At 74.7% G+C, this 23,467-nt stretch carries 20 protein-coding genes and 1 pseudogene; 13 read left to right on the top strand and 8 right to left on the bottom strand.

Translation table 11 applies throughout. The annotated features are described in order from the left end of the window. The first annotated feature begins 48 nt into the window (after positions 1 to 48). Entirely contained in the window at positions 49 to 1,230 is a 1,182-nt protein-coding gene (locus POD19_RS05455; protein ID WP_144818519.1) for a YihY/virulence factor BrkB family protein, read from the top strand. Positions 1,231 to 1,234: 4 nt separating this feature from the next. On the opposite strand, the gene POD19_RS05450 is transcribed toward POD19_RS05455, so the two are convergent. Further along, positions 1,235 to 2,086: a hypothetical protein gene (locus tag POD19_RS05450; protein WP_340309364.1), complete on the bottom strand. Its 852-nt coding sequence runs from the start codon at positions 2,084 to 2,086 to the stop codon at positions 1,235 to 1,237. Positions 2,087 to 2,399: 313 nt separating this feature from the next. Here POD19_RS05450 and POD19_RS05445 point away from each other — a divergent pair, with 313 nt between their 5' ends. Genes POD19_RS05445 through POD19_RS05435 form a run of 3 tightly spaced genes read left to right on the top strand, consistent with a single transcriptional unit; the run spans position 2,400 to position 4,853 of the window. Further along, positions 2,400 to 3,221, top strand: coding sequence for an ABC transporter substrate-binding protein (locus POD19_RS05445; protein ID WP_010080238.1), 822 nt, complete (start codon positions 2,400 to 2,402; stop codon positions 3,219 to 3,221). Further along, on the top strand, positions 3,218 to 4,048 hold the full coding sequence (locus POD19_RS05440; RefSeq protein ID WP_002853968.1) for an amino acid ABC transporter permease: 831 nt from the start codon (positions 3,218 to 3,220) through the stop codon (positions 4,046 to 4,048). Before POD19_RS05445 ends, POD19_RS05440 begins: the two co-directional genes overlap by 4 nt. A 1-nt stretch (position 4,049) precedes the next feature. Further along, positions 4,050 to 4,853 (top strand): amino acid ABC transporter ATP-binding protein, encoded by an 804-nt coding sequence (locus POD19_RS05435; protein ID WP_002853962.1) that lies wholly within the window; start codon positions 4,050 to 4,052, stop codon positions 4,851 to 4,853. Positions 4,854 to 4,942: 89 nt separating this feature from the next. Here POD19_RS05435 and POD19_RS05430 read toward each other — a convergent pair whose 3' ends face one another. Then, positions 4,943 to 5,536, bottom strand: coding sequence for a hypothetical protein (locus POD19_RS05430; protein ID WP_002853955.1), 594 nt, complete (start codon positions 5,534 to 5,536; stop codon positions 4,943 to 4,945). 200 nt (positions 5,537 to 5,736) lie between these two features. On the opposite strand from POD19_RS05430, the gene POD19_RS05425 reads away from it, so the two are divergent. Together POD19_RS05425 and trmB are read left to right on the top strand one after the other, a co-directional pair. Beyond that, complete coding sequence (locus POD19_RS05425; RefSeq protein WP_049159928.1) at positions 5,737 to 6,483, top strand: DedA family protein; 747 nt, start codon at positions 5,737 to 5,739, stop codon at positions 6,481 to 6,483. Positions 6,484 to 7,891: 1,408 nt separating this feature from the next. Further along, positions 7,892 to 8,886 (top strand): annotated as a pseudogene (gene trmB / locus POD19_RS05420) (tRNA (guanosine(46)-N7)-methyltransferase TrmB). 22 nt (positions 8,887 to 8,908) lie between these two features. Here the strand turns inward: trmB and POD19_RS05415 are convergent. From POD19_RS05415 to dnaK, 5 genes are all read right to left on the bottom strand, one after another. Then, positions 8,909 to 9,976: an alpha/beta hydrolase gene (locus tag POD19_RS05415; protein ID WP_235281231.1), complete on the bottom strand. Its 1,068-nt coding sequence runs from the start codon at positions 9,974 to 9,976 to the stop codon at positions 8,909 to 8,911. After that, positions 9,955 to 10,506, bottom strand: a complete 552-nt coding sequence (locus tag POD19_RS05410) for a heat shock protein transcriptional repressor HspR (RefSeq protein WP_049159924.1) — start codon at positions 10,504 to 10,506, stop codon at positions 9,955 to 9,957. The genes POD19_RS05415 and POD19_RS05410 overlap by 22 nt, the downstream gene beginning before the upstream one ends. After that, complete coding sequence (locus POD19_RS05405) at positions 10,503 to 11,495, bottom strand: DnaJ C-terminal domain-containing protein (RefSeq protein ID WP_044658851.1); 993 nt, start codon at positions 11,493 to 11,495, stop codon at positions 10,503 to 10,505. Before POD19_RS05405 ends, POD19_RS05410 begins: the two co-directional genes overlap by 4 nt. 68 nt (positions 11,496 to 11,563) lie before the next feature. Next, the gene (locus POD19_RS05400; protein WP_044658850.1) at positions 11,564 to 12,214 is read right to left on the bottom strand and encodes a nucleotide exchange factor GrpE; all 651 of its coding nucleotides are present in this window, start codon (positions 12,212 to 12,214) and stop codon (positions 11,564 to 11,566) included. A gap of 162 nt (positions 12,215 to 12,376) precedes the next feature. Then, positions 12,377 to 14,236 (bottom strand): molecular chaperone DnaK, encoded by a 1,860-nt coding sequence (dnaK, locus tag POD19_RS05395; protein WP_065572494.1) that lies wholly within the window; start codon positions 14,234 to 14,236, stop codon positions 12,377 to 12,379. A gap of 325 nt (positions 14,237 to 14,561) precedes the next feature. On the opposite strand from dnaK, the gene POD19_RS05390 reads away from it, so the two are divergent. Beyond that, positions 14,562 to 15,212: a Dps family protein gene (locus tag POD19_RS05390; protein WP_144818525.1), complete on the top strand. Its 651-nt coding sequence runs from the start codon at positions 14,562 to 14,564 to the stop codon at positions 15,210 to 15,212. A 77-nt stretch (positions 15,213 to 15,289) separates the two neighbouring features. On the opposite strand, the gene POD19_RS05385 is transcribed toward POD19_RS05390, so the two are convergent. Beyond that, the gene (locus POD19_RS05385; RefSeq protein WP_340309363.1) at positions 15,290 to 17,584 is read right to left on the bottom strand and encodes an MMPL family transporter; all 2,295 of its coding nucleotides are present in this window, start codon (positions 17,582 to 17,584) and stop codon (positions 15,290 to 15,292) included. 105 nt (positions 17,585 to 17,689) lie between these two features. Here POD19_RS05385 and POD19_RS05380 point away from each other — a divergent pair, with 105 nt between their 5' ends. From POD19_RS05380 to POD19_RS05355, 6 genes are all read left to right on the top strand, one after another. Beyond that, entirely contained in the window at positions 17,690 to 18,124 is a 435-nt protein-coding gene (locus tag POD19_RS05380; protein WP_340309362.1) for a MarR family winged helix-turn-helix transcriptional regulator, read from the top strand. Beyond that, a complete protein-coding gene (locus POD19_RS05375; RefSeq protein WP_065572497.1) occupies positions 18,121 to 18,633 on the top strand; it encodes a hypothetical protein in 513 nt (170 codons plus the stop codon). The genes POD19_RS05380 and POD19_RS05375 overlap by 4 nt, the downstream gene beginning before the upstream one ends. Positions 18,634 to 18,748: 115 nt before the next feature. Beyond that, complete coding sequence (locus POD19_RS05370; RefSeq protein WP_340309361.1) at positions 18,749 to 18,997, top strand: hypothetical protein; 249 nt, start codon at positions 18,749 to 18,751, stop codon at positions 18,995 to 18,997. 71 nt (positions 18,998 to 19,068) lie between these two features. Beyond that, positions 19,069 to 22,026, top strand: coding sequence for an MMPL family transporter (locus POD19_RS05365; protein ID WP_340309360.1), 2,958 nt, complete (start codon positions 19,069 to 19,071; stop codon positions 22,024 to 22,026). 63 nt (positions 22,027 to 22,089) lie between these two features. Beyond that, positions 22,090 to 23,091, top strand: coding sequence for an aminotransferase class IV (locus POD19_RS05360; protein WP_002858384.1), 1,002 nt, complete (start codon positions 22,090 to 22,092; stop codon positions 23,089 to 23,091). Between the two features lie 77 nt (positions 23,092 to 23,168). After that, the gene (locus tag POD19_RS05355; RefSeq protein ID WP_002858382.1) at positions 23,169 to 23,447 is read left to right on the top strand and encodes a DUF4235 domain-containing protein; all 279 of its coding nucleotides are present in this window, start codon (positions 23,169 to 23,171) and stop codon (positions 23,445 to 23,447) included. The last annotated feature ends 20 nt before the right edge of the window (positions 23,448 to 23,467 follow it).

Genomic DNA, 23,467 nt, shown 5'->3' with positions numbered 1-23,467 from the left:
CCCCCCTCGTGCCAGGGCTATTCCCCCGCGCGCCGGTACGTTGGTGCCATGGCCGGCTCCACAGCGGCGCCCCGGCGCCTCCGCACGTACACCCGACCGCGGGTGTCCCTGCTGTACGTCCTGCGCCGCACCCTGCACCGGCTCTTCGAGCTGCAGGTCTGGGACGTGGCCGCCGCCATGACCTTCTTCGGGGCGCTGTCCCTGCTGCCCACCGTCATCGCCCTGCTCTCCGTGGTCTCGCTGCTGGGCGTCGAGGAGGAGACCGTGGACGCCGCGGCCCACCTGGCCGCCGAGATCTGGCCGTCGCTGACGCCCGACGTCGTCCGCGAGTGGATCCTGACCCTCGGCTCGGCCGGGCCCGGCACCGGCGCCGTCGTCCTGGGGGCCGTCGGCACCGTGGTGTCCGCCTCGGGCGCCGTCGGCGCGTTCCACCGGGCCATGCACCGCATCCACGACACCCGCGAGGGCCGGCCCTTCCTCCACTTCCGCCTCGTGGTCTTCGTCGAGACGCTCGCCCTCATGCTCGGCGCCGTGCTGATCACGATCCTGGTGGTCGTCGGCGGGGACCTCTCCCAGCGCCTCGGCCAGGCCGTCGGCCTGCCGGAGGAGACGGTCCAGACGTGGAACGTGGTGAAGTGGCCGGTCATCCTCGTGGTGATCGCCCTCATCGTGACCCTCGCCTACCGCCTGGGTCCCAACGTCCGGCAGCCCCGTTACCGCCCGCTCTCGCTCGGCGCCGTGGCCGTGGTGGTCCTGCTCTTCGGCGCCACCGTGGCCCTGGGCTGGATCACGGACCGGTTCGGCCAGTTCGCCGTGGTCGGGCGGATCAACTCCGCGATCGGCGTGCTCGCCCTCGCGTGGGTGGCGTGCATCGTGCTGTTGGCCGGGGCCGCCTTCGACGCGGAGGTGCTGCGTGCCCGCCAGCTGGCCGTCGGCATCGACGCCTCCGTCGAGATCCAGCTGGCGACGCGGCACACCGCGGTGCTCGAGGACTCCGAACGGTACGAGGCCCGCAACCGCCGCCTTGCCCGGCTCGTGGCCGACGCCGTACGCGCCGGCGAGAGCCTCACGATCGAGGCCACACCCCTGCTCTCCGAGGAGGGGCGCCTCCTCGCGGTCGAGTCGGGGCAGCGGGGCCCGGAGGACGTCAGCTCGGGCAGCCCGTTCCACGCGGATCCGGTGTCCGACGACGGCGCCCGCCTCGAGCCGACGCCCCAGCCCGACGACTGACGGGTCAGCGCTCCCGCTTCTCGAACGCCTCGACCTGGGCACGCAGCGTCTCGGCCGCGATCTCCTCGTCGAGGCCCACCATGCCGAGGTACACGAGCTCATCCCCGTCCGTGACGCCTCCGACGGTCATGGTGAACACGGGTGTGTCCATGCCCGAGTTCCCCAGGGAGATGTGGACCGCGTCCGGCACGCCGGGCACCGTCGTGAAGGCCGCCTCGACGCCGTCCGGGTCGCCGAACGTGCCGCACGTGTCGGCCAGCTCGCCGAAGGGCTCCAGCAGATCGGTGCCGTCCTCGGTGACCGCGACCATGCCGAACGCCCCGGCCTGGGAACCGGCCAGGCCGGTGACCGCGGCCGGGTCCACCTCGTACTGGGCCAGCGCACCGCCGAGCCCGGGCGCCTGCTGCGTGTTGATCTGCTCGATGAGGTCCGCGCAGGCGCCCGTGGGGGTGACGCCCGTCAGGCTCAGACTCGTGCTGATCGGCTCACCCCCGCCGCCGACCTGGGTCTCCATGTCCGTGAACACGCCGTCGGGCGCGGTCTGGGGCGTGAGCAGGACGTCCTCGAGCGCCTCCACGCGCTCCTCCTGCTCGTCCGTGAGGTCCGAGCCGGCCCCCATCGAGGCGGACTCCGACGCGTCGGCCGACGCGGACGCGGCCACCGAGGACGCGGCGGAGGACGAGGCCGTGGACACCGCCGTCGAGGGAGCCGCGGAGGACGACGTGGCCGCGTCCTGCGTGGGGCTCGCGGTCGCGCTGACGGTCGCCGGGGAGGCCGACGACGCGTCGGAGGAGGGAGAGGAGGACGAGGCCTCGCCGCCTCCCCCACCGCAGCCGACGAGCGCGAGGGCGCCCACGGCGAGCAGGGACAGGGGGCGGCGGTGCGAGCGGGGGCGGCGGTGCGGAGCATGACAGACCTCTCAGACCGGGTGACGACGATGTGACCAGTCTGACAATCCCCACAGCGCAAGGCCAGTTTTCCTCTGCCGAGGCGGGCCGCGGCAGGGCCACCGGTCGATCGGCTCGGTCCGCGGGGACGAGTCGTCTCCCGGCGCCCGCGACGGCGCCCGACGCACTACGATGACCACCAATCACGGCGGCACACGTCACTCTGCCGGCTCCCTCCGACCCGCACGCCCGTCCTCCCGACGGCGGCACAGAAGGCACTCCATGACCCGCATCCACTCCCGCCTCCTCGGCGCCGTGGGGCTCACCGCGTCGGCGGCGCTGCTCACCGGCTGCGCCGTCCTCGGCGGCGACGCCGGATCCGCCGGCATCGTGTCCGACGACGACCTGAGCACCTCGTACGGCCTCGTCCAGCCCGGCGTCCTGACGGTCTGCTCCGACATCCCCTACCCGCCCTTCGAGTTCGAGGAGAAGGGTGAGCTGACCGGCTACGACATCCAGCTGGTCGAGGCGGTGGCGGAGAAGCTGGGTCTCGGGGTGAACGTGATCGACTCCTCGTTCGAGGCCATCGAGTCGGGTGCCTCGCTCACCGGCTGCGACGTGAACGCCTCGTCGATCTCCATCACCGAGGCCCGCCAGCGCGTCATGGCCTTCACCCTCCCCTACCTCGACGACGACCTCGTCCTGGTCGCGAAGAAGGGCTCCGGCATCACCGACGTCGAGTCCGCGAAGGGCCGCCGGATCGGCGTGCAGGCCGCGACCACCGGCGACGAGTACGCCCAGCAGAACGGCCTGAGCCCCGTGCAGTTCGAGGACGGCGGCATGCAGATCCAGGCCCTCCAGGCCGGCACCGTGGACGCCGCCCTGGGCAACCAGTCCGTGCTGCTCTACTCGCTCAAGGACGACGATCGCTTCGAGGTGGTCGAGTCGCTGCCCACGGGCGAGCAGCTCGGCATGGCGGTCGGCCCGCAGAAGGCGCAGCTCGGCTCCGCCGTGAACCGCGCGCTGCAGGAGCTGCGCAACGACGGCACCGTGGCCGAGCTCCAGGAGCGCTGGTTCGGTCAGGCACAGGAGGACTACCGATGAGCACGCAGGCCCCCGTCTCGCCCGCACCGGCCATGAAGCCCGGCCGTGCGCGCCGCCGTCGCCGGCTGTCCCTGATCATCCAGGCGGCCGTCTTCGTCCTCGCCCTCGTCGTCCTGGCCGTCCTCATCGACTGGGGCACGCTCGCCGAGAACGTCCTGAACTTCCCCGCCGTGGCCCCGATGTTCCCCAACGTGATCCTCGTGGGCCTGGGCAACACGCTGTTCTACACGGTCACCTCGTTCGTCGTCGGCCTGCTGGGCGGCATCGTGCTCGCGCTCATGCGCCTGAGCTCGTTCGGCCCGTACCGGTGGCTGGCCACCGCCTACGTCGAGTTCTTCCGCGGCGTCCCCGCGCTGCTGGTGTTCCTCGCCTTCGGCTACGGGGTGCCCTTCGCGTTCGGGGTGTCCTGGCCGATCCCCGTCGTCGTGATGGCGGCCCTGGGCATGGTCTCGGCCGCGTACATTGCCGAGACCCTGCGTGCCGGCCTGCAGGCCGTGCCCCGCGGCCAGATGGAGGCGGCCCGGTCCCTCGGCATGCCGACGTGGCGGGCCATGGTCACCATCGTGATCCCCCAGGCGTTCCGCATCGTGCTGCCGCCGCTCACCAACGAGGTCATCCTCCTGACCAAGGACTCCTCGCTGGTCTACGTGCTCGGCCTGGCCGCGCACGAGTACGAGCTCACCAAGTTCGGCCGCGACGGCATCTCCGCCCTCGACGCCGGCATGACGCCGATCCTCGTGGCCGGCCTGTTCTACCTCGTGATCACCGTGCCGCTGTCCCTGCTGGCCCGCCGGTTCGAGGCCCGTTCGACCAAGAAGGGGCACTGAGATGGCCCAGCAGAACCCCATCACCGGATCCTTCGGCGCGGTGGCCGCCGCGGACGCCGCCGGCGTGCACGTGGCCGGCCTCAACAAGTCCTTCGGCGCCAACCACGTGCTGCGCGGCATCGACCTCGACGTCGCCCCCGGCGAGGTCGTGTGCCTGATCGGCCCGTCCGGCTCGGGCAAGTCCACCCTCCTGCGCTGCGTGAACCTGCTGGAGAAGCCCGACTCGGGCGTCGTCACGGTCGGTGAGTTCACGGTCACGGACGAGGACGTGGACCTGGACGTGCTGCGCCGCCACGTGGGCATGGTGTTCCAGCAGTTCAACCTGTTCCCGCACCTGTCCGTGCTGGAGAACTGCACCGTGGCCCAGCTCAAGGTGCTCAAGCGGGGCAAGGCCGAGGCGGCGGACATCGCCCGTCGGCAGCTGGCCCGCGTGGGCCTGGCCGAGCTCGAGGACCGCTACCCGGACCAGCTCTCCGGCGGCCAGCAGCAGCGCGTGGCGATCGCCCGTGCGCTGGCCATGGACCCGCAGCTGATGCTCTTCGACGAGCCCACCTCGGCCCTCGACCCCGAGACCGTCGGCGACGTCCTGGCGATCATGCGCCAGCTGGCCCGCGACGGCATGACCATGCTCGTGGTCACCCACGAGATGGGCTTCGCCCGCGAGGTGGCCGACCGGGTCGTGTTCATGGACGGCGGCGTCGTGGTGGAGGCCGGCCCGGCCGCCGCGGTGATCTCCGACCCCCAGCAGCCGCGCACCCAGGACTTCCTGCGCCGCGTGCTGCACCCCACCGAGATCGACCTCTGAGCCTGCCCGCCCGGTGGGCGGGCACATGCGTGAGGGGCCCCGCCCGGACCATGGTCCGGGCGGGGCCCCTCACGCGTGCGGCGGAGGCGTCAGGCCTTCTTGCGCAGCTTCTTCAGCTCGTCACGGGCCTCGCGCAGCGCGGCGACCTGCTCCTCACGGGCGGCGTGGATCGCGGCGACCTTCTCGTCCTGGGCGTCGCGGATGGCCTGCACCTTGGCATCGCGGGCGCCCTCGATGCGGGCGGCGCGCTTCTTGGCGGCCTTGCGGCGCTTGCCGGGGCGGTTGGCCACGGAGTCGGCGGTGATGGCCAGGCCGGAGCCGACCAGGAAGATGTCCTTGGCGACGCCGGTGCCCTCCTGGGACGGACGCACGCCGTCCGCCTCGGTCATCTCCGGGGTGTTCAGGTACATGGAGAACAGGCCGCCGGAGAACGCGGTCAGGGCGGAGCCGGCGAGCCAGCCCGGGACGAACGGGGCCAGCAGGGCCGAGCCCACGCCGATCTCGGTGCCCACGAGGAACTTCTTGAACTGCTCCGGCGACAGGTTGGCCAGCGCGGGCAGGCCGCGGGCGCCCATGTCGCGCAGGCCCTGGGCCTGCTCCGCGGAGATGCCGCGCTTGTTCAGGCCGGAGTTCAGGATGAACGCGCCGGAGGCCAGGCGCAGCGGAATCTGGACGATGCTCATGGAGTCTTCCTTCCAGTAGGGCCCGCGGCACGCACGTGGAGTGGAGTGTGGCGCGAACGGTCGGTGAGCGGTCAGCACCTCTGACACTACCAACGGCAGCCCGCTCCCGCCCGCCCGGAGGCGCGACTGTGCGCGCAGAGCGGACGACGTCGGCGCCTCCACCACGTCGCGGAGGCGGTCGATGATGGACAATGGGGCGCATGCTCCCCCTCGTCACACCCCTGACCGTGGCCGCCGCCGCGCCCACCGACTACGGCTGGCTCGGCAACATCGTCGTGGACATCATGGAGGCGGTCGGCCCGATCGGCGTCGGCCTGGCCGTCTTCGCGGAGAACATCTTCCCGCCCATCCCGTCCGAGGTGATCCTGCCCCTGGCCGGCTTCACCGCGGCCGGCGGCGCCTTCAGCCCGCATGCCGCGCTGGTCTGGGCGACGGTCGGCTCGATCGTCGGCGCACTGGCCCTCTACGGCATCGGCGCGTGGCTCGGCCGCCGCCGCATGTACCGCATCGCGGACCGCATGCCGCTGGTGGACATGGAGGACGTGGCCAAGACCGAGCGCTGGTTCATCCGCTACGGCTACTGGACCGTGTTCCTGGGCCGCATGGTCCCCGTGTTCCGTTCCCTGATCTCCATCCCCGCGGGCATCGAGCGGATGAACCTCGCGAAGTTCACCCTGTTCACGGCGCTGGGCTCCCTCATCTGGAACGCGATCTTCGTCTACGGCGGCTACGCGCTCGGGGAGCGGTTCCACGTCATCTCCGAGTACGCGGACGTCTTCTCCAACATCGTCCTGGTCCTGATCCTGGCCTTCCTCGCGACCTGGGTGGTCCTGCGCCTGCGCCGCGACGCCCGCCGCCGGAACGACCCGGACTGGCGCCCGCCGACCGCGGATGAGATGGCCGCCCGCGTCGAGGCCATCCTGGAGTCCTCCGACCACCGGAAGTGAATCGCATGCGTCCCGTCCTGCCTTCCCCCGCCGTGGCCGCGCGACCCTCGGCCTGGCCGCCGTCGCCCTGGTGGCGCTGAGCGCCTGTGCTCGCACCGAGCCGCAGCCCGAGCCTGCGCCCGACACGACGGCGGCCTCCGCCCTGCCGTCCATGGACATGGCCCCGTTCACGGTCGAGGTCCCCTCGCACGACCTCGCGAGGGTGCCGGAGGCGAGCGTCGCCGTGCTCGAGGGCGAGGACCCGGACCACCACGGGGCGTGGCTGCAGGTGCCCGGGGCGCCGGCCTGGTCGGAGGCCATGGCCGGGGCCGTGCGCGCCCAGATCGACCAGTACCGCCGGGACACCGACCCCAGCGCGGACCCGCGCCTGGAGATCCAGCCGCAGCTCGCCGTCGTGGCCGAGGACATCGCCGCGGCCCGCCTGCTCGCCACGGAACGGCGCGGCACGGACTCCGTGTCCACCTCGCACGTGATCTGGTACTCGGCCCGCGAGGACCGCGTGCTCGAGACCGCCGATCTCTTCACCCCCGACGGCTGGGACGCGTTCCGCGCCGAGGTGCGCCAGCGCATGGCCAACGACCCGGACGTGATCGGCTCGCGCCTGGACTCGGCGGTCGACGCGCCGGAGCAGGTGGAGAACCGTCGCGTCTGGGACGCGGTGGTCTTCCTCCCGGACGGCAGCCTGATGCTCGAGGCGGACCAGGCGTCCATGGCGCCGGCCGCCGCGGGTGTGCTGACGGTGCGGATCCCCCGGGACACGGCAGCCCCCTGGCTGTCCGACCTGGGCCACGTCGCCGCGGACGCCGCCTCCGCCCCCGCCGACCTGCGTCTGCCGGACCGCTCCACCCCGACCCCCGAGGAGCAGCAGCCGGAGCCCGCCCCCGAGCCGGAGCCCGAGACGTCCTCGTGGACGGAGGAGGCCACCGGCGCACCCGTGCCGCCCCCGTCCGCGCCCGCCGACACGGCGGCCCCGACGCCCAGCGCGACCACTCCGGTGCCGAGCAGCACGGCCCCGTCCTCCTCGACCCCCGCGCCCACCCGCTCGGCCACGCCGTCCTCCCCGACGTCTCCCCCCACGTCGTCCTCCCCGACGTCTCCCCCACCTCGTCCTCGCCGTCGGGCACGGGATCCGGCAGTCCGACGCCGAGCACCCCCGACCCGACGCCGACCTCCGCGACGCCGACCCCCACGTCCCCGAGCCCGTCCGGTCCGTCCACGAGCGCGCCGGCCACGGACCCCGCGCCGGACCCGACCGAGTCCGCGCCCGAGCCGACCGCCACGACGGCCTCGGCGCCCGCGTCGTCCACGTCGGGAGACCGCTCCAGCGGCACCCCCTGACCCCGGCGCCGGGCGCCGTCGTCGACCGCGGTCTGCGCCGTCGACGCACGGCCGTGGCAGGATCGGGGCGATGACTGAGCACCTCCCCCGCCCCCGCCCGGACGCACCCGGCCCCGACGCCGTCCCGCCGCCCGCCGAGCGCGTCCACGCGCACGACCACAATCGGGACAAGGACCCCGCCCTCGTCCGACGGGAGCCGGTCTCCTTCGTCCGGCGCGGTGCGCGCCTGAACGCGGGGCGGCAGGCCGTGTGGGACCGCCAGGCGGAGCGGGTCCTCGTGGACGTGCCCCGCGGCCGCGGCGCCACCTCGGTGGACGCCCAGGCCCGACTGGACTGGGCGGGGGTGTTCGGCCGCGAGGCCCCCTGCTGGTCGACATCGGCTCGGGGCTGGGCGAGTCCACGGCGCAGGCCGCCGCCGACCGGCCGGACTGGAACGTGCTCGCCGTCGAGGTCTACGTGCCCGGCCTGGCCGCGCTCATGACGCGCGTGGAGCAGCAGGGCCTGGAGAACGTCCGCGCCGTGGAGGCCAACGCCCCCGAGCTGCTGGACGCCCTGCTCACGCCCGGCTCCGTGTCCGAGGTGTGGGTGTTCTTCCCGGACCCGTGGCACAAGAAGCGGCACCACAAGCGCCGCCTGGTCTCCCCCGCCTTCGCGGACCGCGTGGCGCGAGTGCTCGCCCCCGGCGGGGTGCTGCGGCTGGCGACGGACTGGTCGGGCTACGCCGTGCAGATGCGCGAGGTGCTCGAGGCGCACCCGAAGTTCGAGAACCTCTTCCCCGGGCGCGCCGCGGGCGAGGACTCCCCGCTCACGCGGGTGCGCCGCGAGGGCAGGGAGACCGAGGTGGGTGCCCAGCCGCTGCCCGCGGGCTGGGAGCGCGCGGCCGAGGAGGAGCGGCCGCTGCGGGCCGGCCTGGGTGAGGCGCGGGCCGGCGCGGCGGCCGCGGACCCCGTGGACCACGAGGGCGGCTGGGCGCCCCGGTTCGAGGGTCGACCGATCACGAGCTTCGAGGCGAAGTCCCAGCGGGCCGGGCGTCTCGTGTTCGACCTGGCGTACCGCCGCCGCTGAGCACGGGGCCCGACGGGATGGCTCAGGCCGGGGCGACCGGCCCGGCCGGGTCGGCACCGTCCGGGACGGGCGGCAGCGGCAGGCCGGCCGTCACCCGCGCGGTCGCCGCGAGCGTCACAGACCCGGCGTCCCGGTAGCCCCTCGGGGCGTCCCCGGGGGCCGTCGGCGACCAGCGGGCCGTGTGGTGGCCGCGGACGGCGGCCCCCGCCAGGCCGGGCCGCGGGGCCACCGGCAGCACGGCGGCGTCCGTCCAGTCCCGACGACGGCCCACCGCACGGCCGACCCGGGCGAGGAGGTCGCCCGGGGCCAGGGCGCGGAACACCCGTCCGGACCGCAGGCCGAGGTGCGCGGCCCGGGCTGCCAGGGCGGCGGGCAGCCCGACCGCGCCCGAGACCACGAGGGCCTCGACGGGACGCTCGGCCGGCCACGGGGCCTCGGCGTCGTCGGGCTGCAGGCCCCGGTCCGCGAGCAGGCGCAGGGCGTGCGCGGCCACGAGCGAGCCGTACGAGTGGGCCTCCACGGCCCCGTGCACGGCGGTCCCGCGGGCGCGCAGGGCCGGGGCGGCGTCGTCGTCCTCCCCCGGCCCGTGGCGCAGGAACTCCCACCAGGCCCGCACATCCGCGGCGAGCATCGCGCCGCCGCGCCGGCCGGGGCCGTCGAGCACCACCCGCCAGGGCGAGGGCGCGGGGTAGCCGAGCCACGCGATGACGACGGGACGGGGTGCGCCGGCGGCACGCTGGGCGGCGGCGAGGTGGGCGGCCTCCCGGGCCGTCCCCCACATGGCCGTCTGGGGGCGGATGCCCATGCCGGAGACGAGCCAGGTCAGGTGGGTGGCGGTCGCGGGGTCCCCCGCGGCGACCACGGCGCGCGGACCGTCCGGTCCGTCGAGGACGTAGTCCAGCAGATGCCGGGCGGGCAGCTGCGGGTCCATGCCCTCCGGCTTGAGGGCGTGGACGATCCCGTCCAGGGCGCTGCGGGCCCGCCGGCCCAGGCCGTCGCGCCGGGCCATGTCGGCGCGCAGCCGCTCCCGGACGCGGGACCGTGCGGCCGCCCCGAACGACGCCCGGCTCAGTCCTGCTCGGGCTGCCACGTGAGCACCCGTCGGGGGACCGCGACGCCGGAGGGCAGCGTCCGCAGGACACCCGGGGAGGCCTGGCCCGCGGCGTCGGCCTCGCTCCGTGCCGCGGCCTGGCGGCGGGCGGCCATCCGGTCGGCGTACCGGGCCGAGACGTCGCCGCCGGAGCCCACGGTGAAGACGCGGGCCAGGCGGGAGGCGTGGTGGAGGCGGTCCACCTGGGCCGACAGTTCGACCACGGTGTCCTGCAGCTGCTCGACCTCGCGCTGCAGCGCGATCACGCGGCGGATGCCCTCCAGCGAGATGCCCTCGCCGCTCAGGGCCTGCACGGTCTGGAGCCGCTCGACGTCGGCCAGGGAGTAGCGGCGGTGCCGTCCGCCCTGGCGGGCGGGGACCACGAGGCCGAGCCGGTCGTACTGGCGCAGGGTCTGCGGGTGCATGCCCGCCATCTCGGCGGCCACGGAGATCACGAAGACGGGGGCGTTCCGGTCAGGACCCCGCTCGCGGCCGCGGTCCGCGCGGGCGGCGCCGTCGCGGGCGCTCACCAGGCGGCCTTCCGGGCCAGCTCCCGCCGCGGATCGTCGCCGGCCAGGGCGGACTGCAGGGCCTCGACGGCGGCGCGGGCGTCGTCGTTGAGCTCGGTGGGCACGGTGACGCGCAGCTCCACGAGCAGGTCACCCGTCCTGTTCCCGCGCTCGACACCGCGGCCCTTCAGGCGCAGCACGCGGCCGGACTGGGAGCCCGCCGGCACCTTCACCTTCACGGGGCGCTCCAGCGTGGGCACCTCGATCGTGGCGCCGAGGGCGGCCTCGGGGAAGGTGACGGGCACGGTGATGCGCAGGTCGTCCCCGTCCCGGTGGAAGAACTCGTGCTCGCGCACGCGCACGGTGACCAGCAGGTCGCCGCGGCCGGCCGCACCGGGCGCGCCCTTGCCGCGGGCACGGACCTTCTGGCCGTCACGGATGCCCTTCGGGATCTTCACCTCGATCGTCTCGCCGTCCGGGGCGCGCAGGGACACCGTGGTGCCCTGGATCGAGCCGCGGAAGGAGATCGTGGTGGTGGCGGTGCGGTCCGCGCCCTTCGTGGGGCGCGGCCGCGCGTAGCCGGCGTCGCCGAAGCCGCCGGGGCCGAAGCCGCCGGTCTGGCCTGCGGCGCCGCCGAACATCCCGCTGAACAGGTCCGACAGGTCGGGCCCGGACTGCGTGGTGCGGGGGCCGCCCCCGCCGCCGAACATGCCGCCGAAGACGTCCTCGAAGCCGCCGCCGTCGGCACCGCCCGGGGCGGAGAACCGGGCGCCGCCGCCCATCGCGCGGATCGCGTCGTACTCCTGGCGCTCCTGGGGGTCGCTCAGGACGGCGTACGCCTCCGAGATCTCCTTGAACTTCTTCTCGGCCGCCTCATCCCCGGGGTTCTGGTCCGGGTGGTGGGTGCGGGCGAGCTTGCGGTAGGCCTTCTTCACATCCGCATCGGAGGCGTCCTTGGACACCCCCAGGGTCGCGTAGAAGTCCTTGTCCATCCAATCCTGCGAGGCCATGGTGCCTCCTCTCGTGTGTATCGGTCAGGGGGTCGGCCGGCGGCGGGGTGGGCCGCCGGCCGACGGGGTCACTCGTCTCCGGCGGAGACCATCACCTGGGCGGCGCGCAGCACGCGGCCGTCCCGGAGGTAGCCGTTGCGGAAGACCTGGACCACGTGGTCCGCGGGCACCTCTGCGTGCGGCTGGCGCATCACGGCCTCGTGCACGGCCGGGTCGAACTCGACGCCAGCCAGGGCCTCCTGGTCGTGACGCTCGAGGCCGAGGCCGGCCAGGGCGGTGTCGAGCTTGGTCGCGATGGCGGCGAACGGACCGTCCGTCAGGTCGCCGGCGGCGCGGGCGGCGTCGATGTCGTCGAGCACCGGCAGCAGCGCGGTGACGGCCTTGAGCACGCCGGCGTCCCTGGCCAGGTCGCGGTCGCGGTCCACGCGGCGCTTGTAGTTCACGTACTCGGCCTGCAGACGGCGCAGGTCGGTCTCGAGCTCGGCCTCGCGGTCCGAGGCCGCGGGCTGCGGCGCCTCGGCCCCGGCCTCGTCGAGGATGCGCTCGGCCTGGGCGAGGGCGTCGCCGTCCTCGGCCTGCTCGGCCGCGCTCTCGGCGGAGACGCGGGGCTCACCGGTCTCGGGGTCGATGCGGCGACGGTCGTTGAACACGATGGGCTCCTCCTCGGAGCCGCGCTCGGCGTCGGAGGAGCCGTGCGGACGCTGCTGGTCGGCGCTCATGGTGTGTCCTTTCGAAGCGGGTGGGCGCGGCGGGTCCGCCGCGCGGGGGGTGGTGCGGGAAGGCCGGCGGGCCGGCCTGGCAGGGGCGCTGCCGGGCCGGCCCGCCGGCGTCGTGGGCCTCCGGGCGGGGCGGGCGTGGACGCCCGCCCCGGCACCGGGGTGTCAGGCCTTCTTCTCGTCGTCCTCGTCGACCACCTCGGCGTCGACGATGTCCTCGTCGTCGCCCTGCGGGGCGGCGGACTCGGCGCCGGCGTCGGCCGACTCCGCGCCCTGCTGGGCGTAGAGGGCCTCGCCGATCTTGACCTGGGAGGCCTGGAGCTTCTCGAACGCGGCGGCGACCTCGTCGTCGTTGTCCTGCTTCTCCAGGGCGGCCTTCAGAGCGTCGACGTCGGCCTGCACCTCGGTCTTGACGTCCTCGGGCAGCTTGTCCGCGTTGTCCTGCAGGAGCTTGTCCACGGAGTACGCGGACTGCTCCGCCTGGTTGCGGCGGTCGGCGGCCTCACGGCGCTTCCTGTCCTCGTCGGCGTGAGCCTCGGCGTCCTTGACCATGCGGTCGATGTCCTCCTTGGACAGCGAGGAGCCGCCCGTGATGGTCATCGACTGCTCGGTGCCGGTGCCCTTGTCCTTCGCGGAGACGTGCACGATGCCGTTCGCGTCGATGTCGAAGGTGACCTCGATCTGGGGCATGCCGCGCGGGGCCGGGGCGATGCCGGTCAGCTCGAAGGTGCCCAGCGCCTTGTTGTCCCGGGTGAACTCGCGCTCGCCCTGGAAGACCTGGATGGACACGGAGGGCTGGTTGTCCTCGGCCGTGGTGAACGTCTCGGAGCGCTTGGTCGGGATGGCCGTGTTGCGCTCGATGAGCTTGGCCATCACGCCGCCCTTGGTCTCGATGCCCAGCGACAGCGGGGTCACGTCGATCAGGAGCACGTCCTTGCGCTCGCCGGCGAGCACGCCGGCCTGCACCGCGGCGCCGATGGCGACGACCTCGTCCGGGTTCACGCTCTTGTTGGGCTCCTTGCCGCCGGTCAGCTCCTTCACCAGGTCGGAGACGGCGGGCATGCGGGTCGAGCCGCCGACGAGGACCACGTGGTCGATGTCGGAGACCTTGACGCCGGCCTCCTTGATGACGTCCTCGAACGGCTTGCGGGTGCGCTCGAGCAGGTCCTTGGTGAGGTCCTGGAACTTGGCGCGGGAGAGGTGCTCGTCCAGGTGCACCGGGCCCTCGGGGGTCACGGACAGGTACTGCAGCGAGATGTTGGTGGAGGTGGCCGAGGAGAGCTCCTTCTTGGCCTGCTCCGCGGCCTCCTTCAGGCGCTGCAGGGCGATCTTGTCCTTGGACAGGTCCGCGCCCTTGGACTTGGCCTGCTGGAGCAGCCAGTCCACGATCCGCTGGTCCCAGTCGTCGCCGCCAAGGCGGTTGTCGCCTGCGGTGGCGCGCACCTGGATGGTGGCGAAGTCGTCCTCGTCCTTGGCGACCTCGAGCAGGGACACGTCGAAGGTGCCGCCGCCCAGGTCGAAGACCAGGATGAGCTCGTCCTCCTTGCCCTTCTCCAGGCCGTAGGCCAGGGCGGCCGCGGTGGGCTCGTTGATGATGCGCTTGACGTTCAGGCCCGCGATCTCGCCGGCCTCCTTGGTGGCCTGGCGCTCGGCGTCGTTGAAGTAGGCGGGCACGGTGATCACCGCGTCGGTGACCTTCTCGCCCAGGTACTCCTCGGCGTCGTGCTTGAGCTTCATCAGCGTGCGGGCCGAGATCTCCTGCGGGGTGTACTTCTTGCCGTCCACCTCGGTGGTCCAGTCGGTGCCCATGTGGCGCTTGATGGACGCGAAGGTGCGCTCCGGGTTGTTGACGGCCTGGCGCTTGGCGACCTCGCCGACCAGGACGTCCCCGCCCTTGGAGAACGCGACGACGGACGGGGTGGTGCGGGCGCCCTCGGCGTTCGCGATGACGACCGGGTCGCCACCCTCGAGGACGGCGACGACGGAGTTGGTGGTGCCGAGGTCGATGCCGACTGCACGGGACATGGTGGGGTCCTTCCTGTCTGACGGTGAAGCGGGGGCCGGACCCGCGGGCCGGGGGCGCCGGCGCCGCAGGGACTTGAGCCTTCATGACTCAGGTTGCCACCGGGGTGGTGGACTGTCAAGTGAACCTGAGTCGACTTCACTCACTTCTGCTTCTGCGGGGGTCAACGCGGGCCGTCCGCGATCCATTCCCGGGCCCCGGGTCCATCCCTGATCCGTCCCGGTGCAGGCGCCCGGCCCTGGAAGCGCGGGGGTCTCGCGCGGTTGGATGGCAGATCACGGGGCGTCGCCGACGGCGCGCCCGTCCCGACAGAGAAGGAGCACCACCATGGCCGAGCAGAACGCCGCCGAGTACACCGTCCCGGGCCTGTCCCTGAGCACGGGCCGCCGCACCGCCGAGATCCTCCAGGGTCGCCTGCACGCCCTCAACGACCTGCAGCTCACCCTGAAGCACGCCCACTGGAACGTGGTGGGCCCCGGCTTCATCGGCGTGCACGAGATGCTCGACCCCCAGATCGAGCTGGTCCGCGGGATGGTGGACGTCCTCGCGGAGCGCATCGCCACCCTGGGCGTCTCCCCCGCCGGCACCCCGGGCGCGCTCGTGGCCGCCCGTGCGTGGGACGACTACACGCTGGGCCGCGCGACGACCCTGGAGCACCTGGCCGCGCTGGACCTCGTCTACGACGGCGTCGTGACGGACCACCGGGCCGCGATCGACGCCACCGAGGACCTCGACCCGGTCACCCAGGACATCCTCATCGACCAGGTGGCCCAGCTCGAGCTGTTCCAGTGGTTCATGCGCTCCTTCCTGACCACGGACGACGGCCGCCTGAGCAGCGCGGGCGCGGCCACGGAGGCCGCCGCCGCGGGCCGGGTGAAGGACGACCAGGCCGCGCCCGCCCCGCAGGGCGCGCGCTCGAAGAAGTCGGATGCCAAGAAGGCCACGGCCTCGAACGCGAAGAAGTCCAAGAAGAAGTGACCGCGCGCCCCTGAGGCGCCCGCATGCACGGAGGGCCCGACTGCACCGCCGGTCGGGCCCTCCGTCGCCGTCCGGGCTCAGGCGGCCCGCGCCGGCCACCAGACGCGCGGGCCGATGTCCCGCACGAGCGCCGGGATCAGCAGCGTGCGCACCACCAGTGTGTCCAGCAGCACGCCGAAGGCCACGATGAACGCCAGCTGCACCATGAACATCAGCGGGATCACCGCGAGCGCGGCGAAGGTGGCCGCCAGCACGACGCCGGCCGAGGTGATGACCCCGCCCGTGACGGTGAGGGCGCGCAGCACGCCCGCCCGCGTGCCGTGCCGCGGCGTCTCCTCCCGCGCCCGGGTCATCAGGAAGATCGTGTAGTCGATCCCGAGGGCCACGAGGAAGACGAAGCCGTACAGCGGCACGGTGGGGTCGGCGTCCTCGAAGCCGAACACGTGCCGGAACACGAGGGCCGAGACGCCCAGGGCCGCACCGAAGCTGACCACGGTGGCCGCCACGAGCAGCACGGGCGCCAGGAGCGAGCGCAGCAGCACCGCGAGGATGGCCAGCAGCATCGCGAGGATCAGCGGGATGACGACCCGCAGGTCGCGCTGCGTGGTGACGTTCGTGTCCAGCGCCTGGGCCGCCGGGCCGCCCACGAGGATCTCGCCCGAGGTGGGGAGATCCGCGAGCCGGTCGCGCAGGCGGGCCACGGTCTGCTGCGCGGCGAGGGACTCGCCCGGGTCCGCCAGGGTGGCCGAGACCAGCACGCGGCCGTCCACCACGCGAGGCTGCGGCTCCGGCGCGGACGCGGCGCCCGTCCCGCCCTCCGCCTCGAGCGCGCCCGGGGGCGGGCCCGCGGCGGTCCCGGGGGCGTCCGCGGTGACCTCCGCCTCGGCCACGCCGGGGTCCTCCGCGACGGCGGCGAGCACCGCCTCGGCGTCCCCGGCCGGGGCGAGGATCTGGGCGGGGGCGCCCGCGCCGGCGTCGAAGTGCTCGCTCAGCAGCGCCTGGGCCTGCCGGGCGTCGGAGTCGCCGAGCAGCACGTCCTCCTGGGCGACGCCGCCTGCGCGCAGCTGCAGCAGACCGCCGCAGAGGGCGAGGAGCACGACCGTCGTGGCGACCCAGACGAGACGGGGCCGGCGCGCGACGACGGCGCCCACCCGCGTCCACACCCCGTGGTCCTCCTCGAGGCCGGCGACGGGTCGGCCCGCGCCGTCGAGCGGCGGGGTGAAGGCCCGGCCCCGGGCGGCACGGCGCTCCGCGCGACGGCGCGCGCGCTCGGGGGACGGGATCGTGGGCCAGAAGGCGGCACGCCCGGTCAGCCGCAGCAGCGCCGGCAGCAGGGTCAGGGCGGCGAGCCACGCGAACGCCACACCCGTGGCGGCCACGGGGCCGAGGGAACGCGTCGAGTTGAGGTCCGAGGCCATCAGGATCAGCAGGGCGAGGGCCACGGTCGAGGCGGACGCGGTGATCGCGCCGAAGGACCCGCGCACGGCGGCCCGCAGCGCCTCCCCGACGTCCGCCCGGACCAGCAGCTCCTCGCGGTGCCGGGCCACGAGCAGGAGGCAGTAGTCGGTGGCCGCGCCGATCACGAGGATCGAGAGGATGCCCTGGGCCTGGCCGTTGAGCTGGATCCAGCCCGCCAGGGCCATCCCGTAGACGGCCACGATCGCGCCGCAGAGCGCGGCCACGGCCGTCAGGAGCACGAGGACCGGCAGCAGCACGGAGCGGTAGACCGCCACGAGGATCACGAACACCACCACGAGCGCCACGAGCAGCAGCAGCCCGTCGATCCCCGCGAACGCGCCGCCCAGCTCCGCGACCAGGCCCGCCGGACCGCCCACGTGCCACTCGGTGTCCGCGGCCACGGTGCCGGCGAGGGCGGGGTCGGCGCCCGCCGGGTCCGCCACGACCTCCCGCAGGTCGGCCACCACGTCGGCCACGGGCCGCTCGGCCCCGGCCGAGGAGTCGACGAAGGCCAGGAACTGCACCGCCGCGCCGTCGTCGGAGGGGATCGGGCCGGCGACGTCGGCCACGCCCGGCACCTCGCCCAGCCGGCCCGCGAGGTCCGCGAGCGCGGGGAAGGCGGCCGCGGGGTCCGCGGTGCTCGCCGAGCCCACGACGACGGCGGGCACGGCCTCGCCGTCCTGAAACGCCGCCGCCTCCTCCCCCGCGCGGGTGGACTCCGCCGACGCCGGCAGGAAGGTGGCCTGGTCGTTCGAGGAGACGTCACCGATCCTGCCGAACACGGGGCCGCCCAGGCCGAGCACGGCGAACCAGACCACGGCGAGCGCCGCGGCCAGGCCCAGCCGCAGCCCCCGAGAGGGACGCCCCGGCGCGGCGGGGGTGCGGAAGGCGGAGAGGTCAGGCGGGGTGGGCATGCCACCGAGGGTAGGGGATGGTTCGATGATCAAACAACCATGGGGGCTGGCTAGACTCCCGGCCATGACCACGCACCCCCCTCCGCCCCCGCGGAGCACCTCGCCGTGGTCCACGCGCTGCGCGTCTTCAGCGAGAGCGCGGAGCACGCCGTCGACGAGGCCGGCCGCGGCGTCGGCCTGCACCGCACGGACCTCAGAGCCCTCGCGCTCCTGATGGCCCGCGCGGAGGCCGGTGAGCCCGTCACGGCCTCGGACCTCGGCGCCCACCTGCACCTCACCCGGGCCTCGGCCACCGCCCTCGTGGACCGCCTGGCCGCCGCAGGCCACGTCCGCCGCCGCCGGGACGAGGACGACCGGCGGCGCGTGCTGGTGGAGCACACGGACACGGCCCGCCGCGACGGACAGCGCGCGTTCGAACCGATGTCCCAGCGGCTGAGCGCCGCCCTCGAGGGATTCTCCGCCGCGGAGCTGCGGGCCGCGGTGCGGGTGCTCGAGGCGGCCACCGCCGCACTGACGGACCCCGCCCCGGAGGACCCGTGACCCGACCGGCGCTCATCGGCCTGGACGGCCGCTCGGGGTCGGGCAAGACCGTCCTCGCCGCCGCGCTCGCGGCCCGAATCGCACCGTTCGCGCGGGTCGAGGTGATCGAGATCGAGTCCATGTACCGGGGCTGGGACGGGCTGGCCGCGGCGGTGGGCGACGACGGCCCCTATCCGGCCGTCGTGCGCGCGCTGCGGGAGCGGGGCACGGCGACCTGGACCACGTGGGACTGGCACCGCGCCGCACCCGGCCCGCCGCGGGGGACCGCGCCGGCCGACGTCGTGGTGTGCGAGGGCGTGGGCGCGCTCAGCACCGCCGCCCGACCGCTGCTCGACCTGGCGGTGTGGCTCGAGCTCGAGGCCCCCGCGCGGCGCACGCGGGCGCTGGCCCGGGACGGTGAGACCTTCGCCCCGCACTGGGACCGCTGGGCCGCACAGGAGGAGGACTACCTGGCCCGGCACGCCCCGCGCGCCGCGGCGGACCTGATCCTGCGCCTGCCCTCCGCCTGACGGCGGCGGGCCCGCGCCGGGACCGGAGCGGTTCGCTCCGCTTAGGTGTAGCATCGGAGGCGGCGCGCCGCGTCCGGCCGCGTCCCACCCCAGCGCACGGAGACCTCCCCTTCCCATGGCGACACTGCTCTACCGTCTCGGCCTCGGCGCCGCCCGCCGCCCCCTCCTCGTGATCCTCGCCTGGGTGCTCGCCCTGGCCCTCGCCGTCGGCGGGTTCCTCGCCTTCGGCGGCACGCTCTCCTCCACCGTCACCATCCCCGGGACGCCCACCGCCCAGGTCACGGACCGCCTCAAGGAGGAGTTCCCCGAGGCCTCCCGCGGCAGGGGCCAGGTCGTGTTCACCACCCAGGACGGCTCCCCCTGACCGACGCCCAGCGCGAGCAGATCACCGCCCTGCTGGACGACGTCGCCGAGCAGTCGGCCGTGGAGGGCGTCGTGGACCCGTTCGAGGCCCAGGCCCAGCAGGACGACGCCCGCACCCGGCTCGACGAGGGCCGCACCGAGCTGGCCGACGGCGAGCAGCGCCTCGCGGACGGACGCCAGGAGATCGAGGACGGCCGGGCCGAGCTCGAGCGGCGCACGGCCGAGGCCGACGCGGGCGAGCAGCGCCTCGCCGAGGCCGCCGCCCAGCTGGAGGAGGGGCAGGCCAAGCTCGACGCCGCGCGCGCCGACCTCGAGGAGCGCGGCCTGGAGGCCCTGCCGGCCGACGCCCTGGCCCCGCTCCGGGAGGCCGAGCAGCAGGTGGCCGACGGCCAGGAGCAGCTCGACGCCGGCCGCGCCGAGCTCGAGGAGCAGGCGGAGCGTCTCGAGGCCGGCCAGGCCGAGATCGACGCACAGCGTCAGGAGCTCGAGGCCGGGCAGGCCGAGCTCGACGACCGGTGGACCGAACTCGAGGCCGGGCAGGCCGAGCTCGACGCCCAGGCCGAGCAGCTGGCCGCAGGCCGCGCCGAGCTCGAGCAGGCCCGGGACGCCGCACTGGCCGAAGCCGAGGCCACCGGCATCCCGGCGGAGCAGGTCGCCGCGCAGTTCGCCGACCAGGAGGCGCAGCTCGCCGCCGGCGAGGCACAGCTGGCGGCCGGTCAGGACCAGGCAGACGCCGCCCGCGCCCAGCTGGAGGCCGCCCAGGCCGAGGCCGACGCGGGCGCCGAACAGCTCGCGGCGGCCCAAGCCGAGGCCGACGACGGCGCCGCCCGCCTCGCCGCCGGCCGGCAGCAGCTGCAGGAGTCCGAGGCCGAGCTCGAGGCCGGCCGCGAGCAGGTGGCCGCGGGACGCCAGCAGGCCCTGGACGCGGCGGAGGCCGAGCTCGACGCACAGCAGCAGAAGATCGACGAGGGCCGGGCCGAGTACGAGCAAGGCGTCGCCGAGCTCGAGGACGGCCGGGCCCAGCTGGCCGCCGGCGCGGAGCGCCTGGACCAGGCCGAGGCCGACCTCGCCGACGGCCGCGCCGAGCTGGACGACGGCCGCGTCGAGGCCGAACGCGGCGAGCGCACCCTGGCCCTCGCGGAGGACTTCCGCACCGTGTCCGAGGACGGCAGCACCGCCGTCGGGATCGTCACCTTCACGACGCCGACCCTGGACGTGACCGCCGAGGACAAGGAGGCGGTCACCGGCGCCCTCACCGGCGCGGACATCGACGGCGTGGCGGTGCATCCGTCCCAGGAGCTCAACGCCACCGTGCCCTCCCTGCTCGGCCCGGGCGAGGTCGTGGGCCTCGTGGTCGCCGCGATCGTGCTGGTGGTCATGCTCGGCACCCTCGTGGGCGCGGGCCTGCCGCTGGTCAACGCGCTGGTGGGCGTGGGCGTGGGCGCCGCCGGGGCGCTCGCGTTCTCCTCCGCCGTGGAGATGATCTCCGTGACCCCGGTGCTCGGGGTGATGCTGGGCCTGGCCGTGGGCATCGACTACGCGCTGTTCATCGTCAACCGGCACCGCCATGAGCTGCGGCGCGGCACGGGCCTGCACGAGTCGATCGCGCTGGCCACCGGCACCTCCGGCAACGCCGTGGTGTTCGCCGGCGTGACCGTGGTGATCGCCCTCGCGGCCCTGAACGTCACCGGCATCGGCTTCCTGGGCCTGATGGGCACGGTGGGCGCGGTCTGCGTGGCCGTCGCCGTGCTCGTGGCGATCACCCTGACCCCGGCCCTGCTGGCCCTGGCCGGCCCGCGCGTGCTCTCGCGCCGGGAGCGCGCCCGGCTCGCCGACACCTCCCCGGCCGTCGGCGAGGGCGCCCACGCCGTGCGCCGCGCCCACCGCCGCGCCACGCTGTCCACGCCGACCGCCCTCGCCACGGCGCTCGCCTCCGTGGCCCTGCTCGTCCTCGTGGCCGTGCCGTTCTGGTCCATGCGCCTGGGCCTGCCGGACGGCGGCTCCGAGCCTGAGGGCTCGGACTCCCAGCTCGCCTACGAGCTCACGGCCGAGAAGTTCGGCGAGGGCTACAATGGCCCGCTCGTGGTCACCGTGGACCTGCCCACCGGCCTCGACGAGGGGCGCGCCACGGACGCCCAGCTCGACGTCGGCGAGCAGCTGGCCGCCCTCGACCACGCGCACGCCGTGGTGCCGGCGGGCTTCAACGAGGACCGCACGGTCGCGATGTACCAGGTGCTGCCCGAGGAGGGGCCCAACGCGGTCTCCACGGAGGATCTCGTGCGCGAGCTGCGGTCCCTGGACCCGGCCGGCGACGCCTCGAACCCGGGCGTGGCGGGGGTGACCAGCGGCTTCATCGACGTCTCGGACACCCTGGCGGAGGCCCTGCCGCTCTACCTCGGCGTGGTGGTGGGCCTGTCCCTGCTGATCATGATCCTGGTGTTCCGTTCGATCCTGGTGCCCCTGATCGCCACCGGCGGCTTCGTGCTCTCGGTGTTCGCGGCGATGGGCGGGGTGGTGGCCATCTACCAGTGGGGCTGGCTGGGCGCCCTGTTCGGCGTCCACAACCCGGGGCCGGTGCTCAGCTTCCTGCCGACCATCATGGTCGGCGTGCTGTTCGGCCTGGCCATGGACTACCAGCTGTTCATCGCCTCCGGCATGCGCGAGGCCTACGCACACGGCCTGCCGGCCCGCCAGGCGGTGCTGTCCGGCCTGCGCTCGGGCCGCGCGGTGGTGATGGCCGCGGCGATCATCATGATCTCCGTGTTCGGCGGCTTCATCTTCGCCGAGGACGCGATGATCCGCCCGATCGGCTTCGGCCTGGCCTTCGGCGTGCTGCTGGACGCGTTCGTCGTCCGGCTGCTGCTGATGCCGGCCCTGATGCACCTGCTCGGGGACGCGGCGTGGTGGCTGCCCCGGTGGCTGGACCGCATCATGCCGGACGTGGACGTGGAGGGCGCCCAGCTCGAGCGCGCCCACACCCCGGGGCACCCCTCCGGCCCCGCCCCGGACGGCGGCGCCCACCGGGCCTGACCGTCCCTCCTGACGCCCGCCCCCGGCCCCGATCGGCCGGGGGCGGGCGTCTATCCTGGGCGGATGCGTCCCACCTCCTTCTCCCCCGCCGCCGGCTCGCCCGTCCTCGTCCTGCTCGAGACGGACGCGAACGGCGCCCCCGCCCCGCGACTGGCGGACCCGGCCGTCCCGCACCTGAGCGTCACGGACCAGGGGGTCACGCGCGGCGACGGCATCTTCGAGACGGCGCTCGCCGTCGCCGACGGCCTCGGGACCCTGCGCATGCGCAAGCTCGGAGCCCACCTCGGCCGGCTGGCCGCGTCCGCCACCGCCCTGCAGCTGGCCGCCCCCGAGGCGGCGGCGTGGGAGGCCGCCGTCGCGCTCGGCCTGCGGGCGTTCACCGAGGCCAACGACGTCGCGCCCGGGGACCGCCTCGCCGTGCGCCTGACCGTCACCCGCGGCCCGGACGCGGCCCCCGGCGCGGTGCCCGCGTCCACCGCGTGGGCGCTGCTGAGCCCGGCCCCGGCGATCGAGGACGAGGAACGGCAGCGGGGGCTGCGGGTGCTGCTGCTGGACCGCGGCATCGACTCGCAGGCTCCCGAGCGCTCCCCGTGGCTGCTCACCGGCGCGAAGACCCTCTCCTACGCCGTGAACATGGCCGCCCTGCGCCACGCCCGCGCCCACGGCGCCGACGACGTCGTCTTCACCAGCGCGGACGGCTACCTGCTCGAGGGCCCCACCTCCACGGTGCTGATCGTGCGCACCGGGGAGGACGGCGTCCGCCGCCTCCTCACCCCGCTGCGCCAGAAGGGCATCCTCGCCGGCACGTCGCAGGCCGTGATCTTCGCGGCCGCCCACGCGGAGGGCTGGGAGCTCGGCTACGGCCCGCTCGTCCCGGCGGACCTCAAGGGCGCCGAGGGCGTCTGGCTCGTCTCCTCGGTGCGCGGCGTCCTGCCGGTGCGCGCCGTCGACGGCGTCGAGATCCCCGTGGACCACGCGCTCACCGGCATGCTGCAGGCCCATCTGGACGCCGACGGCGACCCCGGCCGACACGTCAGCGGCGACCCGGTGCCCACCGCGGGCTAGGCTGGGGACCGGCCCGTCCGGCGTCGTCGGCCGCGGCCACAACCGCACGTGAGATCCCCGACCACGGAAGGCGCACCATGAACACGCTCGCCCAGAAGGCCCTGTCCGCCGGCATCACGCTGGTCGGCGGCATCGTCGGCTCCCGCGTGGTCGCGGGCGGCTGGCGGCTCGTCACCGGCCACAGCGCCCCGGACGACGCGGCCGACGAGTCGCTGCCCCTCGTCGAGGCCCTGTCCTTCGCGTTCATCTCCGCGGGCGTCGCGGCGCTGCTGAAGGTCGCCGGCCAGCGCGGCGCCGGCGCCGCGATCCGCAAGGTGTCCGAGTCCACCGCGCACCGCGTGGACCACGAGGTCTGAGCCGTCCCGCCGCCACCACC

The sequence above is a fragment of the Micrococcus sp. GPGPB33 genome (assembly GCF_037853785.1).
Taxonomy (GTDB): Bacteria; Actinomycetota; Actinomycetes; order Actinomycetales; family Micrococcaceae; genus Micrococcus; species Micrococcus luteus.
The sequence above is the reverse complement of the archived record's forward strand: the minus strand, read 5'-3'. Positions and strand labels throughout refer to the sequence as shown.